The following is a 14,984-nucleotide window of genomic DNA, read 5'->3' on the forward strand; positions in this document are numbered from 1 at the left end:
CACGTCGCCGCGGTGGTCAGTCGGACTCGGCGGGGCGGTCCCAGTGGCAGGTGAAACGGCGGTCGGCGTTGCGGTAGGCGATCGTGACGGTGGACGCGCCCGGCGGGCGGACGATGTACGAATGGCCCCAGTGGGTGAACTCCGCGCCGCGGTGGCTGCTGAGGGTCACGGTCGGGGACAGGGGCGCCTCGAAGTACAGGTGCACGGCGTTGGCCGGGGAGTCCCCGAGGGACAGCGTCCGGCTGAAGTCGGCGTCCGGGGTGGTGCCCAGGTCGTACTCGACGAGTGACCGGGCGGGGCCGGCCGGGGTGGTGTCGGTCAGCCGCGCGGTGATGATCTGGCCGCCCAGCGCGTGCTCCGCCCGCGGCAGCACGGTCGTGAACGAGATCCCGCCCGGCTGCTCCCGCGTGAACGCCCCGATGACGCTCGCCCGGAGGGCCGCCGCCTCCGCCGAGACGACCGGCTCCGCCAGGACCCGCAGCCGCGAGGGGACGAAGGCCCGGATGCCGGGATACCGCCGGCGCAGGGCGTGGGTCAGGCCCACGATGTTCTCCTCGGGCCCGAGGGATCCGATCGTCTCCGAGACGACGACGTCGGGGGGCGTGCCGATGTCGGCCTCGACCGCGTTGCCCCGGACGACCTCGACGCGGTCCAGGCGCGAGTCCCGCAGGGCCTGCGCCGCGAAGGCGGCGGTGTCCTCCAGGTACTCGACGGCGACGACCGTTCCCGAGGTCAGCCGCGAGGCCATGGCGGCGAGGATGCCCGTACCGGCTCCGGCGTCGAGGACCCGGTCCCCGTCCGCGATCACTTCCGCCATGGCGTCGTGGAACGCGGTCAGCCGCGTGGCGTCGGCGAGCATGCGCGCGTGCTGGTGAGCCTCAAACATCAGACGTACTCCTCGGTTGGTTGTTCGATGACGTCCTGTCCGTCCGGGCGTCATCGGCGGAAGGACGACAGCCGCTCCCTGACGACGGGAACCGTGGGGTCGATCGCGTGCGCGTACGCGTACGAGTCCTGGGCGCGTCTGCCGTCCCCGCGGCTCTCGTGGATCCAGCCGAGGTGGAACGCGGCCGCGGCCACCGGATGACCGCCCAGACGGAGCATCTCCTCGTAGGCGTGGAGCGACTCGTCCAGACGGCCCGAGGCCAGCAGCGCGTAACCGTGGGCGGCCCAGGCACGGGCGTCGTACGGAGCGATGCCCGGCATGCGGGACGTGGCGGCGACCGCGTCCTCGGCGTCCCCCCTGCTCCGGCAGGCACGCCCCCGGACCCCGAGGAGGGCGAGCATCTCCTCGTCCCAGGCCAGTCGCCGCAGGCCGCCGCGCGGTCTTTGTTCCATGGCCCCCAGCACGGCCCGGTCCAGATAGGCGGACGCGGCTTCGGGGTCCCCCGTCAGGGCGGCGGCGTCGGAGAGCGACCGAAGGGCCTTGCGCTCGACCCACCGGTGCTCCGGTGCCACCTCGGTGGGGCCCGTCAGCGCCTGCCCGGCCGAACGGACCGCCCGGCGCAGGTCCCCGGAACCGGCCCCGCGGCCCGCTTCGAGCGGCATCGCGAAACCGGCCAGGGTCAGGCGGGTCAGTACCGGCAGCCGGGGATCGGCCACCGCCCGGAGGGCCTGTGCCGTCACGAACGCGGGCCTGGGATGCAACTGCGCGCAGACGGCCGCCCGGACGAGTACGTGCTCCGGCCGGACGTCCGGGGCGAAGGCCGGTATTCCCGCCAGTACGTCGGTGATTCCGAGCAGCCGCGCCGCCCGCTCGGGGAAACCGAGGCGCAGCATCAACGCACCGGCCGTATCGAGCTCCAGAGGCGTCAACTCGTCCGGATATTCGCAGAGTTCGTCGACCTGCCACCAGAGATCCGTCGCCAAATCCTTTGGGATATCGGCGACTTCGGTTCCCGTCGCGTCCGCCCGCCCCCAACTCGCGGCGGTGAGTACGCGAATTCGACGGGGCGGCATCTCGCTGAAGGCGGGAAGCCTCTCGATATCGCGCCGGACCAAATACTGGGCAATGGCGTAGGTCGCCCTCGCGTGCTTCGGTGAACAGGGCACGGGGGGTGCCAGCCCCACGTACACGGGACACAGGGCCGGCACGTCCGCCGTGAGGAGGGACTCCAGGCGCCGTGAGAGGTCACCGGGGCCCTGCGGCGGATCGTACGGGGGCGGCAGGTGTTGCATGTTCTTCCGGTTCGTTAGTGCCAGACCCGGCCCGCGGCCCCCGACGGAGTGACTAATCCCATCCCGGATCCGGAGCCGTGTAGGAACTGGCGGAAGCGTGATTTTCCATACCCGCCGAGTCGCTTTCGGCAGGGCCGGTGGCCGCGAATACCGCGACCATCGCAATGAGTGCGACAGTGAGCCCGGTAGCCTTGTGAAGAAGCTTCATCGTTCCCCCTCATCTGTGGGTTTCATACCCGCGATGGATGAGAGCTTCTCCCGACAACTCCAGCCGTACAAGGGTTGAAGGCGTTCATGAAGTGACATTGCAGGAGGCTGAACGTGAACGAACCGTGCGAATCGGGTAATGGCTGCCACGTCGGCGACGAGCTCTGCGAGCGGGGCGTCGAGTACTACCTGAACGCGGTCCGCACCGGCCAGGCGGACCAGCCTTCCGCGCCGCCCTGCCTCCTGCGGCTGCAGCTCCTCCAGCCCGTCCCCGGCACCGAGCACACGCTGACGCCCATCCGGCCGTCCTCCGCCCTCGCCATGCTCGTACGCCCCGTCGAGGAGGAGATCCACCAGCGCCAGGCGATCGCGCAGGGCCTCCAGCGGGCCCTGGACCCGATCGAGGCCCTCTACCAGGCCCAGCAGCGCCCGACCACGGACCTGGTGATGCTGGAGGGCCTGCCCGCGATCAACGCCGCCATCGACGACGCCACCAGGCGGTGCACCACCGAGCTGCTGACGGCCCAGCCCGGCGGCGGCCGCTCCTCGGCGGTCCTGTCCGAGGCGCTGCAGCGATGCCAGTACCTGCTCGCCCGCGGGGTCCGGCTGCGGACGCTGTACCAGCACACCGTCCGCTACAACCCGGCCACCATGGACTACATCCAGCAGGTCACCGATTCCGGGACATCGGCCGAATTCCGCACCCTGGACGAGCTCTTCGAGCGGCTGATCGTCTTCGACCGCGAGGTGGCGTTCATCCCGGCCCGCAGCGACCGCCAGAGCGCCCTCGAGGTCCGCAACCAGGCCCTCATCGCCTTCCTCGTGGACGTCTACGAGCGCGCCTGGCAACGTGCGACCCCCCTCACCGCCAGCAGCCGGAGCCGGGAGGAGCCCAGCGTGATCCCGGGCATCCGCCGGACCATCTGCCAGCTCCTGATCTCCGGATACGTCGACGAGGCCATCGCCCGGCGCGTGGGCATGAGCGTGCGGACCTGCCGTTCGCACATCGCGAAGATCGCCGAGCAGCTGGGGAGCACGAACCGGGCGCAGCTCGGCTATCTGCTGGCCACCTCGGACCTGCTCGGCGAGTCCGACGTCACAGATCCAGAGTGATGTCGTAGGAGCCGAGCCACCTGTTCAGCCAGATCGCCATTTCGAGACTGCCCCGGTCGTAGGACCGGCTGGTCGTCCCCTGCGGCCGGTCCAGGACCGCCCGGACCCTGCCCAGGTCGAGCAGGGGCCGGACCGGGGCGTCGTGGTCGCGGACGATCTCCGCCATCTCCGCGCGCAGTCCGCTCTCGTACGCCGGGTCCTGAGTGGTCGGGTACGGGGTCTTGACCCGCTCCAGGACGGACGTGGGCAGCAGGTCGGCCGTGGCGGCGCGGAGCAGACTCTTCTCCCGGCCGTCGAACGCCTTCATCGCCCACGGCGTGTTGAACACGTAGTCGACCAGCCGGTGATCGCAGAAGGGGACCCGGACCTCCAGGCCGACCGCCATGCTCATTCTGTCCTTGCGGTCCAGCAGCGTCTGCACGAAACGGGTGAGGTTGAGGTGGCTCATCTCCCTCATCCGGCGTTCCGCCGGGTCCTCCCCGGGCAGTACGGGCACCTCGCCGAGGGCCTGGTGGTAGCTTGCCCGGCGGTGTCCGGGAATGTCGAGCTTCTCCACCAGCCCCGGGTCGAGCAGCCGGAGCCCGCCGAAGTAGCGGGCCGAGCCCGAGGTGAGCCACGGGAAGGTGTCCGCCCGCACCGCCCCCGGGTTGTGGAACCACCGGTACCCGCCGAAGAGTTCGTCCGCCGACTCCCCCGACAGGGCGACGGTGGTGTGTTCCTTCACGGCCTTGAACAGCAGGTAGAGCGAGGGCCACATGTCGCCCCAGTAGGCCGGCGGCAGGTCCGTGGCCCGCAGGACGGCCGCGCGCACGGCGGGGCTGAGCAACTCGCCGCTGTCCAGCAGGATCTCGGTGTGATCGGCGTCGACGTGCCGCGCCAGCTCACGCGCGTACGGGGCATCGGCCGCGCCGCGGACCGCGTCGGGCCGGAACGGGGCGGCGGCTCCGGCGAAGTCGACGGAGAAGGACCTCAGCCGGCCCGACTCCAGCGTCCGGGCCGCCAGGGCCGTGATGGCGGAGGAGTCCAGTCCTCCGGAGAGCAGGGACGACAGGGGGACGTCCGCCACCATCTGGCGCCGGACGGTGTCCTCCAGGAGCTCGCGGACCGTTCTGATCGTCGTACCGAGGTCGTCGGTGTGCTCGCGGGCCTCCAGCGCCCAGTAGCGGTGCTTGGTCAGCCCCTTCCGGCTCACCCGCACGAGGTGCCCGGGGCGGACCTCGTACATGCCCGAGTAGACGGCGGCCTCCGGCGTCTTCACCATGTCGAGGACCTCGCGCAGGCCGTCGGCGTTCACGCGGGCGGAGACGGTCGGGTGGGCCAGGACGGCCTTCGGCTCGGAACCGAAGAGCACGCCGTCCGGCGTGGGGTAGTAGTACAGCGGCTTGACGCCCATGCGGTCGCGCACGAGGACCAGTTCCTCGTTCCGGCCGTCCCAGACGGCCAGCGCGAACATCCCGTTCAGGCGCTCGGCGAACGCGGGGCCCCACTGGAGGTAGGCGCGGAGCACCACTTCGGTGTCACTGCGCGTGCGAAACGTGTGGCCGTGGCCGGTCAGCTCCGTACGGAGTTCGGAGAAGTTGTAGACCTCTCCGCAGAACGTGAGCGTGACGCTCTCCCGGCCGGCGCGGCCGTCCGCCATCGGCTGCCGGCCGCCGTCCAGGTCGATGATGGCGAGCCGGCGATGCCCCAGGGCCACATGGCGGGCCGTCCACATCCCCTCCGCGTCCGGGCCGCGGCAGGCCAGCGTGTCGGTCATGCTCCGGATCTCGTCGTGCCGCGCCGACACGTCCTGTCCGAAGTCCGCCCATCCAGCGATTCCGCACATTCCCGCCCCTCCCCTACGCGTTGCCCGGAAGAGCTTCGTTGACCAGCTTCACCAGGGTGCCCGGGGTCGCGGCCTGGTAGACGATGTCGAACGAAAGCTCGACCCCCCAGTCGCTCTCGATACGCGTCAGTGTGTTGAACAGCGAGAGCGAGTCGTAGCCGAGGCTCTCGAATTCCTCGTCCGCCATGTCGCCGGCCTGCTCGATCTCGGCCCAGACGTCCTGGTCGGCGCATTCCCGCAGAATGCCCATCAGGTCGTCGAGAGTGAATTCTTTCACTTTCATCCCTCTTCATCGAATTGGTTCCCTCAAGGGCGGCCATGCCGCGAAAGGGTGCTTTTCAGCGGAACGTCACACGGAGGCTTCCGCGTTCTTCTCCCCGGAATCTCCTTCCGCTTCCTCCGCCTCCTTCTTCACCTGGGCGAGGCGCCTGTTGTTCAGCACGGGCAGGACCACGAACGCGGTCGCCGCCATGGCGACACCGCCGGTGTAGAACGCGGCGGGGATGCCGAAGAACTTCGCGACCAGGCCGCCCACGATGCCTCCGACGGTGAAGGCGCCCACGGCGACGGAGCGGTAGGCGGCGGTGACGCGGCCCATCAGTTCGTTCGGCACGATCTGCTGCCGGAGGGTGACGACCTGGATGGTCTGGATCAGCACGACGAAGCCGTCCAGCGCCATGAAGGCGACGGTGGCCGCGGGGCTGATCGCCAGTCCCATGCCGAACGTGGATGCGGCCGACAGCAGGTTCGTCACCAGGATCAGCGTGCCCAGCGGCATCCACTCGCCGACCTTGCCGGCCACGAGGCCACCGAGGACCGCGCCAATGGCACCGGCCGCGAGCATGACGCCGTACCAGCCCGAGGTGACGCCCAGCACGTCCGTCGCGAGCAGCACGAGGATGCCGTACGTGGCGGCGCTGACGGCGTTGCCCATCGCCGCGATCGCGCTCAGCGACCGCAGCGTCGGCGACGCCCAGTACCAGCGCGCGCCGTCGGCGATGTCCGAGGCGATGCCCTTCACCGTCAGGGGTTCCGCGGCCGGCTCCTGCCGCTTCCGGGAGGCCGTGGGGATCAGCGCCAGCAGTCCGATGGCGGCCAGATAGCCGGTGGCGCCGAGCACGAACGGGGCCGCGGCGGCGGAGGCGAAGAGGAATCCGCCGAGCGGGGGCCCGACGAACTCGTTGCAGACGACGTACGTGGTCTGCAGCCGTCCGTTGGCCCGGCCCAGGTCGTCCGGGGCCACCAGGGTCGGAAGCCACGCGGACGACGCGCTGTCGTAGAGCGTCTCGGCGGTCCCGATGGCGAAGAAGACCGCGTAGAGCAGCGGCATGGAGACCGCGTCGCCGAGGACCGCCAGCGCGAGCGCGAGGAATGCGGCGAAGCGGATCCAGTTCGCCGCCTGCGTGACGCGCTTGCGGTCCAGCCGGTCCGCGAGTGCGCCGGATATGAAGGCCAGCACCAGCCACGGGGCCCGCTGCGCCACGGTGATCCCGGCGATCAGCGCCGGGTCGTGGGTCACGGTGGCCGCGAGCAGGGGCGCCGCGGCCAGGCTCACCCCGTCGGAAAGGTTCGAGGTGACGGTGGCCGCCCACAGTTTCCGGAAAGGCCCTTCGCCGGGTACGGAATCCATCGTCAGTTCTCCTTGGATGAGGCTGTGCGGGCCACGGCTTCGGACAGCGCGGCCACGGCGCGGGACTCGGCGAGCGGCATGGTCCAGCCGCTCCCGCCGCTCACCGCGCGGCTGAAGTCGTCCACCATCAGGCGGTAGGCGTCGACGTCGGCGTACTCCGTCACCGTCCTTCGCCCGGACGTGTCGCGGTGGACCAGGTGCACGGTGTCCCGCGCGATCGCGGAGAACGGCCAGTCGGGCAGTGCGAGCCGCTCGCCGTCCCCGCGCAGGTCGAGGACCTCACGCGGCTGGTCCGCCGTGAACGACACGTGGACCGTGGCCGTCGCGCCGTCGTCCCACGCCAGTGATGCCGTGGTGCTCGTGTCGACCCCGGTCGGGCCGGTGACCCTGGTGCCCGACACGACCCGGGGCACCCGCCAGCCGTTCATGGCCAGTACGGCGCTCAGCACGTAGCCCCCCAGGTCGTGGAGTGCGCCGCCGCCCCGCGCCGGGTCCCACCGGTAGTTCCCGTGGTCCGACCGGTGCACGGCGAACGTCGCGTCGATGTGCGCCCCGCGGCCGAAGGACGCGGCGATCCGTTCCGCCGCGCGCATCCGCGGGTGCCACCGGTACCACATGGCTTCCGAGACGGTACGGCCCGCGCGGTCGGCGGCCCGCGCGATCAGGTCCACCTGCGCGGCCGACAGACCGAGCGGCTTCTCGCACAGCACGTGCTTCCCCGCCTCCAGCGCCTTGAGGCACCAGGCCAGGTGGCTCTCGTTGCTCAGGCTGATGTAGGCGACGTCCACCGCGTCGTCCGCCAGCACGTCCGCGTAGTCGGTGGTCCCCCTCCCGGGCGAGAGGGCCTCGGCCCGTCGCAGCTCCCTGGCCGCGGCGATCCGCAGGGTACTCGGCCGGGACCGGTGCACGGCCGGTGCCATGGCGACCCGGGCCGCATGGCCGGCACCGATGAAACCCCAGTTCACCATCGGAACCGCACCCCCGTACCGGGAGCGGAAGGGGCGTGGGCCGACCGGTGCGGAACGGCGGTGTCCGGGTTGCGGCGCCGGATCTCCTCGCGCAGCAGCGCCATCCCCTCCAGGACACCGCAGTGGGCCAGTACGCCGGCGTCGAGCGCTTCGACACCGATACGGCGGGACAGGCGCAGCACGGTCCGCTTCGCCCGCTCGTCGTCCCCCGCCACCAGGTTGACCGCCCCCGCGCCGTCCGGGGCGAGGTCGGCGGCGGTGCAGGTGCTGAAGCCCTTGACCAGTCGCGCGTACGGGATGCGCCGGGCGATCTCGACCGCTCCACTGGTGTGGGGCGGCAGGACGAGGCCGTCGCCCTCCTCGGTCAGCGGGTTCGTCGCGTCCACCACGATCCGGCCCTCGGCGAACCCGGGGAACTTCTCGGCCAGGTTCAGCGCGGCGGAGAAGGGCAGCGCGAGCACCACGACGCCCGCGCCGTCGAGCGCTTCGGGCGTGGGCCGCAAGGCCCCCCGGTCCAGCAGGGGCCCCGCACCTTCGGGCGTCCCGGCACCGGCACGGCGCGCGGCCACCCGGGTGGCGACCCCGTGGTCCATCAGCCGCAGGGCGAGGGCCGTCCCGAAGCGGCCGGCCCCCAGCACGCACACCGGACCGTGGTCGTCGTCAGACATCGGATCCCCCGAGGGTGCGTGCGGCGAAGGCGTGGGCGCTCTTCAGGACGTCGAAGCAGATGGCGGACTCCTCGCCGTCCCTCGGTGCGAACAGCAGGACGGTGCCCCGGGGAAGCCCGTCACCGGCGAGCGGGTGGTACGCGCCCCGGCCCGCCGCGACGACCGAGGCCGCCTCGGCCACCGGCAGGCAGACGTGCCACGAGCCGTCGTACGAGGGGTGGGCGTGCGCGAACTCGAACGACCGGCCCCGCTTCCCCGCCTCCGTCACTTCGGTGAGGTGCAGGCCGACGGCCCCCGGAACGGACACCCTGGTGGGGGCCACCTCGACGCCCGGGAGCTCCTCGCACCTGCGCAGCAGCCGTCGCTGCACGTGGTACGGGGAGTTCTGGGTGAGCTGCTGGTGCGGCACGGTGGCACTGACCCGGGGCAGCGGCCCCGGGCGTTCGGGCAGTCGCATCACGGCCGCTCCCCCTCGGTCGGCGCCGGTCGGGGGGCTCGGCCGGCCGGGCCGAGGTGGTCCACGACGGCGTCGGCGTTGGCCCGCACGTGCCGGGCCGACCCCGCGCCGGGGATCGGCACCACGTGGTCGCCGAGGTCGAGCAGGACGCCGAGCGCCACCTGGGCTGCGGGAACGCCCTTCCGTTCGGCCGCCCGCACCACCCTCGGCTCGGTCAGCAGGGCGCCCTCCGCGAAGGGCTGGTAGGCCATGACGGTGATCCCCCGGTCCTCGCAGTACGCCAACAGGTTCAGGTCGTCCGGCGTGATGCGCCGGGCATGCAGGTGGTTCTGCACGCTGACGACCGGCCCCTCGCGCTCGGCGCGCCGCAGCTGGTCGAGCGTCACGTTGCACAGTCCGATGTGGCGGGCCAGGCCGCTGCGCCGGATGTCCTGCAGGGCACCCACCTGTTCCTCCAGGGGGATCCTGGTGGAGGGGTGGTGCAGTTGCAGCACGTCGACCGCTTCGAGCCGCAGTCTGCGCAGGCTGTCCTCGGCGGCCCGGGCCAGCCTTTCCGGCCGTGCGTCGACGACCCAGCCGCCGTCCGCGTCACGCACCACGCCCACCTTGGTGGCCACGGGCGGACGGGAGCCGCGCCGGCTCAGCACGTCTCCGATGATGCGCTCGGACCAGTGGGGGCCGTAGCAGTCGGCGGTGTCGATGACCGCCACCCCGAGGTCACAGGCGAGGTCCACGGCCCTTCGGCCCTCGGCCTCGTCCCGCGGCGGGCCGAAGGAATCGGGTCCCGCCAGGCGGTTGCCGCCCAGCCCCAGGCGCAGGGGTCCCCACGGCAGGGCCGGTTCCCGCACGGGCGCGCTCCTGACGAGGACGTCGTTCCGGGTGCTCATGACGCGAGGATCTCCAGCCGGTCGAGGCCCCTGCCCAGGAAGCGGCCGGACCAGCGCAGCGGCTGCTCCGCGTGGAGGGAGAGCAGGGGAAGGCGGTCGAGGACCGCGCGCAGCATCGCCTCCAGCTCGACCCGGGCCAGTGAGGCGCCCACGCAGTAGTGCGGGCCCTGGGAGAAGCTGAGGTGCGGGTTGGACGTCCGGTCGAGGCGGTACGCGTCCGGATCGTCGAAGATCCGCGGGTCCCGGTTGCACAGCCCGAGGAGTACGGCCACCTGGGCGTCGGCCGGTATGACCGTGTCCCCCACGGCGGTGGCGCCGGCCGTCCGGCGCATCACCACGTGCGCGGGGGAGTGCAGCCGCAGGAGCTCCTCGATCGCGGGCGCGACCAGTGTCTCGTCGGCCACCAGCCGCTCGAACCGCTCGCGTCGCCACAGCAGCGACAGGAGCATGTTCCCGAAGAAGTTCGCACTCGTCTCGAAGCCCGCGACGACCAGCAGGATGCATGTGGCGAGGAGTTCGTCGTCGTCGATGCCGAGAGCGAGGGCCCGTTCGGCCATGATCGGCAGCAGTCCGGAGCCCCGGGGGGTCTCGCGGTGGGCGGACAGCTCCTCCCGGAAGAAGGCGAGGATCTCCTCGGCACTGCGGTTGAACTGCTCGTCCGTGGTGTGCCGGGACAGCGAGACGGCCCACCGGCCGAGGAAGGCGCTCTCGGCCGGGGACACCCCGAGCAGACGGCAGATGGCGTCCGACGCGACCGGATAGGCCACCTCCGCCATGATGTCGGCCTGCCGTTCCCCGGCCTCGGCCCTGTCGCCCAACCGGTCCAGGCGGTCGCAGGCCGCCCGGTGGATGACGGTCTTCAGCTCGGCCAGGCGGGCGGGGGTGAAGCAGTCGCTGACCATGCGCCGCAGCCGCAGGTGCTGCTGGGCGTCCTTGAACATGAAGAACCGCGAGGAGACCTGGTCCCAGATGCCGGACCCGGGCGTCCTGGTCATGCTGCTGACGCTGCGGTCCCTCAGGAGCTGTACCGCCTCCGGATGGCCGAGGACCAGCCAGAGCCCCTCGTCGGTCTGCTGGACGGCCCGGCTGCGGTCGATTCTGCGGTAGAAGCGCGCCGCGACCTCGTCCTGGGGGTCCTGCCCGACATGATCGATCACCATGCGGAGGCCATCTCCTCTCTCATGCGGCGGTGTTCGGGGTTGAGTGCGGGATGCGGCGGCGGGGAATGCCCGTCGGCCGCACCGGGCCCGCCCGCCGCGGCGAGCCGGGCGACGAACTGCTCCGAGTGACCGGCCACGAGGCTCGATGCCGCGGCGTACACGAACTGGTATCCGACCGAGATGCTGTACGTGTCGCGGAGGTAGAGCATGTCCAGCTCGCTCGAAGGCGGTTCGCAGAGGCCCAGTTCAGCGGCCTCCGTCAGGAAGTAGAAGTGGTTCAGCCATGCCTCGGTGTCGCAGTAGGCGGCCCAGAGCCGCCGTCTCTCGCCGGCTTCCGGGAGCGCGGCGAGGTAGCTGTCGAACCCCACGCGTCCCAGGGCCAGCGCCGTGGCCTCGGATTCGACGTAGTGCGCGAGGCCCTCGGTGGGGCCGGGGCCGGGATCGGCCTCGTAGAGGAAGTGCCCCACCTCGTGGAGCAGTACCGCGAGGCCGGACGTGGTGCCGTCGTCGGTGGCCAGGATGCGAAAGCCGTTGGCCGTCTTGGCGGTTCGGCCGGCCGGTCCGCCGCCGGGCGGGCTGGTGACCGTGGCCAGCGCCGCCTCGCCCGGGAGCGAGAGCTCCCGCACCACGGCGCGGGCCGCCTCGACCGCGCTGCTGTGCAGGGGGCTGTTCCGCAGCCAGGCGTGCTCGATCAGCGGTACGGCGTTGTCGGCGTACCGCTGGAGCAGGGGGGAGGCCGACTCGGCCAGGGCGGCACGGCTCCGGCCGATCTGGGCCCGGTAGAGCCCCCGCACCTCGTCGGAGAGCGGGTGTGCCGCCACCGCGCGACGGCGTTCGGCCCACAGCTCCGCGAGCCGTTCGGGGTTTCTCCGCAATGTCCGGGCGGCTTCGACGTAGCTGGTCATGAAGAGGTCCCAGCCGCCCTGGATCCTGGTGAGCTCAAGGAGTTCCGGCATCGGGGCCACCGACCTTTCTCATGATCCGGGTGCCGAGGAACGGCTGAGCCGGTACAGGCGGGAGCCGTCGCCGAACCGCATCCGGTCTCCGTCGATCACACATCTGGGGTACTGCTCCGTGCCTGCCGCGTAGACATGGGCGGCCGTCCTGCGCAGTTCGATCTCGAACCCGCTCCGGGTGCGCACCGTGGCGACGTCCGCCGCCACCTCGGCCCAAAGGGAGTCGCCCGCATAGCTCCCGGTGTCCTCGGTGCGGTGGTCCGCCGGGGTCGTGCTCTTCGGCGGAAGCCCGCTCCACGACGGCGCCGGCGTGCCCACCGACGAGGCGGCGAGCGCCTGCTTGACCACTGTGCGCAGCTCCGGCGGGGTGACCGCGGCCGAGGCCATGGCGACGATGTGCACGTCCTCCTGGGGGTAGCTCGCGAATTCGGTGGTGAATCCGGCGGCGGCCCCTTGGTGGTGGTAGTACGTCCGCCCTTCTCTGTCCTCGTCGACCAGGACGGACATCGCCATCTTCGGGTGGAGGGCGCGGGAGAGCAGTTCTCCACGGATCCGGCCGCTCACCCCGCCGTCACCGCCGCCCCGCAGCCGGGCCGCGAGGTCGACGAGCAGGGCCATGAGGTCGGCCGGACGCGCCCAGAAGCCGCCGGCACAGGTCTCGGGGTAGTGGAGCGAGCCGTACGGGACCGGTATCGCCGGGTGGATGAAGCCCTTCGCCAGGAGCGGGCTCATCGCTCCCGGGAGCGTGTCGGTCAGCACGGCCGTACCGGGGGAGATCGCCCGGATCGCGTCCGGGAGAGCCGCGGCGGGGCCGCGGCCCCGGTCGAGTTCTTCCTGGAGGAGTGCGAAAGCGCCGCTGCAGTAGGCGACACGGCCCGTCGGTATTCCGGTGAATGCGAGCGCCGGTGACCGCCCCTCCCCGGAGATGATCCCGGCGACGGTGGGAACGTTCTCGTCACGCGGATAGCCGGGAATACTGCGTACGTTGAGGCCCGTGACGTGATGGAGGACCTGGCGGGGTGTGAGGGCGACCCGCTGTCCCAGATACCGGGGAATCAGGTGGTCGACGAACCGCATCGGCTCGTCCAGGGGCAGATCGCCCTGCTCTGCCAGGACGAGGCATGCCGCCGCGGTGACGAACTTCGAAATGGAGCCCAGTTGGTAATACTGCTCCGCCGGCGCCGCACCACCGTGCCCGGCTCCCCGCTCGACCAGGGTCTCGCGTCCCTTGTCGACGAGGAGCACCACCATGTTTCCGCTGGTGCCGGCCTCCACGATCGCCTCGTCGAGCGCGTCCTGAATCATCGCTTGCGGTATCACTGAATCACGAATCCGAGCTGGGAGTTGGGACGGAGGGACGGCCCCTTCAGGAGGTGCCCGCGTCCGATACGAAGAAGCCGACGACCGCCGTCCTGGGCTGGTCTCCCGCGCCGGGCGTCACCGGTGCGACCCGGTGGTGGACGTGGGAGGTGAGGAGGACCAGCCGGTTGGGGCGGGCGGACACGAAGATGCCGTGCCCGATGTCGTTCCGGTACCGCTCGGCGCGTGTGTCGAGCATGAAGTCGGGCCCCAGGTCGCCGCTGATCCCCCGCGGGCGGCCTGCGGATTCCCCGGCCCGTTCCTCTTCGGCACGTTCCCCGGCGCGTTGCTCCTCGGCACGTTCCGCTTCAGCACGTTCCGCTTCGGCACGTTCCTCCTCGGCGAGGACGAGCAGTTCGCCGCCCCACGTGGAACCCCACCGCGGATGCCCGTAGAAGACATAGGCGCCCAGCAGGCTCTCGGCGTCGTTGTGCCAGTTCAGCCCCGCGCCCACACCCGAGAGCACCGTGCGTCCGGTGACCGTGGCCCCCTGGCCGGTGATTCCCCGCGGGTAGTCGTGCGACAGCGCTTCCCCGGGCCCGGCGACGCGCTCGACGAGCTCGCCCACCCGGCCCATCCCCGGCGGAGTGGAGTCCACCCGGCCCCGGGTGACCATCTCGCTCTGAAGGACCGTGGCCGGTGACATCCCGTACGCCTTGACCCATTCCCTGGAATGCATGGGGCGGTACGGCAGGAACTGCAGCGAGGCTGCCAGCGACGCGAATTCGGCCTCACCGAGAAAGTCATCCACCACGGTGAGGTGCGGAGTACTGATGGTGATCTTCATGGGCGGTGTCCTTCTGCGGTGCCGTCGCGGTTCCACACTCGAGGAGCCGGGCGGGCCGACGGCCTGATCGGCACGCCGGCCCGCCCCTCGCCCTGGATCAGACCAGGTCGAGGACGTCCGCCGGAACGACGGCCAGGTTCCGCGGCCAGGCCAGCATCTCGATGTCCTCGATCATCGACTGCTCGGTGTTCTCGACGATCTCGATGCTCTTGTTGTCCTGGGACTCCATAGCCATTCCTTTCACAGGGGGAGCGGACTCCCCTATCCATATGAATCAGCAAGAGCAAGTCGGATTTCCTGGAGTTTTCCTCCAGTTGTTCCGGAGCACTTCCTGCTTGCTGGAACAAGAATTGCCCCGGGAACGACGGCACGACAACGAAGGCAATGGCGCATGATGTGACATTGCAGGAACCTGAGGGAACGGATCCCGCCGAACTCGGGCATTCACTGTCAATCAGGACCGTCCCGGCCGCCGAACCGCTGCGACCGGGGCGCTGCGGCCCGTCGGCGGAACTTGTTGCAGAGCGGACCGGACGCCCAGGGGGCGGCTGGGTACGGGCCGCCCCGCCGGGGCTTGCGGGGCAGCCCTCGCCCCGTGGGCCGGACGTGCCGCCCCGCCCGGCCCACGGGTCCCGCTGCCGGCATGACGGCCGGTGCCCCATTCGGGCATTTCGTTCGTGTTCAGCCTCCTGCAATGCCACTTCATGAACGCCCGCGGCTCTTGTACGGCCGGAGCGGTCGGGAGAGGCTCACTGCCCTGCGACCCTTTGGGCCGCTGCGGAAAAGGGA

At 71.1% G+C, this 14,984-nt stretch carries 15 protein-coding genes; 1 reads left to right on the forward strand and 14 read right to left on the reverse strand.

Annotation, left to right across the window (positions count from 1 at the left end; genetic code table 11):
• Nucleotides 1–16 precede the first annotated feature (16 nt).
• Both ACFCV8_RS24215 and ACFCV8_RS24220 read right to left on the reverse strand, forming a co-directional pair.
• Nucleotides 17–886 carry a methyltransferase domain-containing protein gene (locus tag ACFCV8_RS24215; RefSeq protein WP_376687518.1) on the reverse strand — a complete coding sequence of 290 codons (870 nt, stop codon included), beginning with the start codon at nucleotides 884–886 and terminating at the stop codon, nucleotides 17–19.
• Between the two features lie 50 nt (nucleotides 887–936).
• On the reverse strand, nucleotides 937–1,869 hold the full coding sequence (locus ACFCV8_RS24220; protein ID WP_376687519.1) for a tetratricopeptide repeat protein: 933 nt from the start codon (nucleotides 1,867–1,869) through the stop codon (nucleotides 937–939).
• A 630-nt stretch (nucleotides 1,870–2,499) separates the two neighbouring features.
• On the opposite strand from ACFCV8_RS24220, the gene ACFCV8_RS24225 reads away from it, so the two are divergent.
• Nucleotides 2,500–3,498, forward strand: coding sequence for a helix-turn-helix transcriptional regulator (locus tag ACFCV8_RS24225; RefSeq protein WP_376687520.1), 999 nt, complete (start codon nucleotides 2,500–2,502; stop codon nucleotides 3,496–3,498).
• Here the strand turns inward: ACFCV8_RS24225 and asnB are convergent.
• From asnB to ACFCV8_RS24285, 12 genes are all read right to left on the reverse strand, one after another.
• Nucleotides 3,482–5,323, reverse strand: coding sequence for an asparagine synthase (glutamine-hydrolyzing) (gene asnB, locus ACFCV8_RS24230; RefSeq protein ID WP_376687521.1), 1,842 nt, complete (start codon nucleotides 5,321–5,323; stop codon nucleotides 3,482–3,484). The two genes, ACFCV8_RS24225 and asnB, sit on opposite strands and share 17 nt — an antisense overlap.
• Before the next feature lie 13 nt (nucleotides 5,324–5,336).
• Nucleotides 5,337–5,600: an acyl carrier protein gene (locus tag ACFCV8_RS24235; protein WP_376687522.1), complete on the reverse strand. Its 264-nt coding sequence runs from the start codon at nucleotides 5,598–5,600 to the stop codon at nucleotides 5,337–5,339.
• Nucleotides 5,601–5,672: 72 nt separating this feature from the next.
• Nucleotides 5,673–6,953, reverse strand: coding sequence for an MFS transporter (locus ACFCV8_RS24240; protein ID WP_376687523.1), 1,281 nt, complete (start codon nucleotides 6,951–6,953; stop codon nucleotides 5,673–5,675).
• A gap of 2 nt (nucleotides 6,954–6,955) precedes the next feature.
• Nucleotides 6,956–7,921 (reverse strand): Gfo/Idh/MocA family protein, encoded by a 966-nt coding sequence (locus ACFCV8_RS24245; RefSeq protein WP_376687524.1) that lies wholly within the window; start codon nucleotides 7,919–7,921, stop codon nucleotides 6,956–6,958.
• Nucleotides 7,915–8,589 carry an NADPH-dependent F420 reductase gene (locus ACFCV8_RS24250; RefSeq protein ID WP_376687525.1) on the reverse strand — a complete coding sequence of 225 codons (675 nt, stop codon included), beginning with the start codon at nucleotides 8,587–8,589 and terminating at the stop codon, nucleotides 7,915–7,917. Before ACFCV8_RS24250 ends, ACFCV8_RS24245 begins: the two co-directional genes overlap by 7 nt.
• Complete coding sequence (locus tag ACFCV8_RS24255) at nucleotides 8,582–9,046, reverse strand: hypothetical protein (protein WP_376687526.1); 465 nt, start codon at nucleotides 9,044–9,046, stop codon at nucleotides 8,582–8,584. The genes ACFCV8_RS24250 and ACFCV8_RS24255 overlap by 8 nt, the downstream gene beginning before the upstream one ends.
• The gene (locus ACFCV8_RS24260) at nucleotides 9,046–9,933 is read right to left on the reverse strand and encodes an aldo/keto reductase (RefSeq protein WP_376687527.1); all 888 of its coding nucleotides are present in this window, start codon (nucleotides 9,931–9,933) and stop codon (nucleotides 9,046–9,048) included. The genes ACFCV8_RS24255 and ACFCV8_RS24260 overlap by 1 nt, the downstream gene beginning before the upstream one ends.
• Entirely contained in the window at nucleotides 9,930–11,093 is a 1,164-nt protein-coding gene (locus ACFCV8_RS24265; RefSeq protein WP_376687528.1) for a cytochrome P450, read from the reverse strand. The genes ACFCV8_RS24260 and ACFCV8_RS24265 overlap by 4 nt, the downstream gene beginning before the upstream one ends.
• On the reverse strand, nucleotides 11,087–12,049 hold the full coding sequence (locus tag ACFCV8_RS24270) for a hypothetical protein (protein ID WP_376687529.1): 963 nt from the start codon (nucleotides 12,047–12,049) through the stop codon (nucleotides 11,087–11,089). Before ACFCV8_RS24270 ends, ACFCV8_RS24265 begins: the two co-directional genes overlap by 7 nt.
• Nucleotides 12,050–12,067: 18 nt before the next feature.
• Nucleotides 12,068–13,354 (reverse strand): serine hydrolase domain-containing protein, encoded by a 1,287-nt coding sequence (locus ACFCV8_RS24275; protein WP_376687530.1) that lies wholly within the window; start codon nucleotides 13,352–13,354, stop codon nucleotides 12,068–12,070.
• Between the two features lie 61 nt (nucleotides 13,355–13,415).
• On the reverse strand, nucleotides 13,416–14,195 hold the full coding sequence (locus ACFCV8_RS24280; RefSeq protein WP_376687531.1) for a hypothetical protein: 780 nt from the start codon (nucleotides 14,193–14,195) through the stop codon (nucleotides 13,416–13,418).
• 97 nt (nucleotides 14,196–14,292) lie between these two features.
• Nucleotides 14,293–14,424, reverse strand: coding sequence for a hypothetical protein (locus ACFCV8_RS24285; RefSeq protein WP_376687532.1), 132 nt, complete (start codon nucleotides 14,422–14,424; stop codon nucleotides 14,293–14,295).
• Nucleotides 14,425–14,984 lie beyond the last annotated feature (560 nt).

The organism is Streptomyces sp. NPDC056347 (genome assembly GCF_042262625.1).
Taxonomy (GTDB): Bacteria; Actinomycetota; Actinomycetes; order Streptomycetales; family Streptomycetaceae; genus Streptomyces.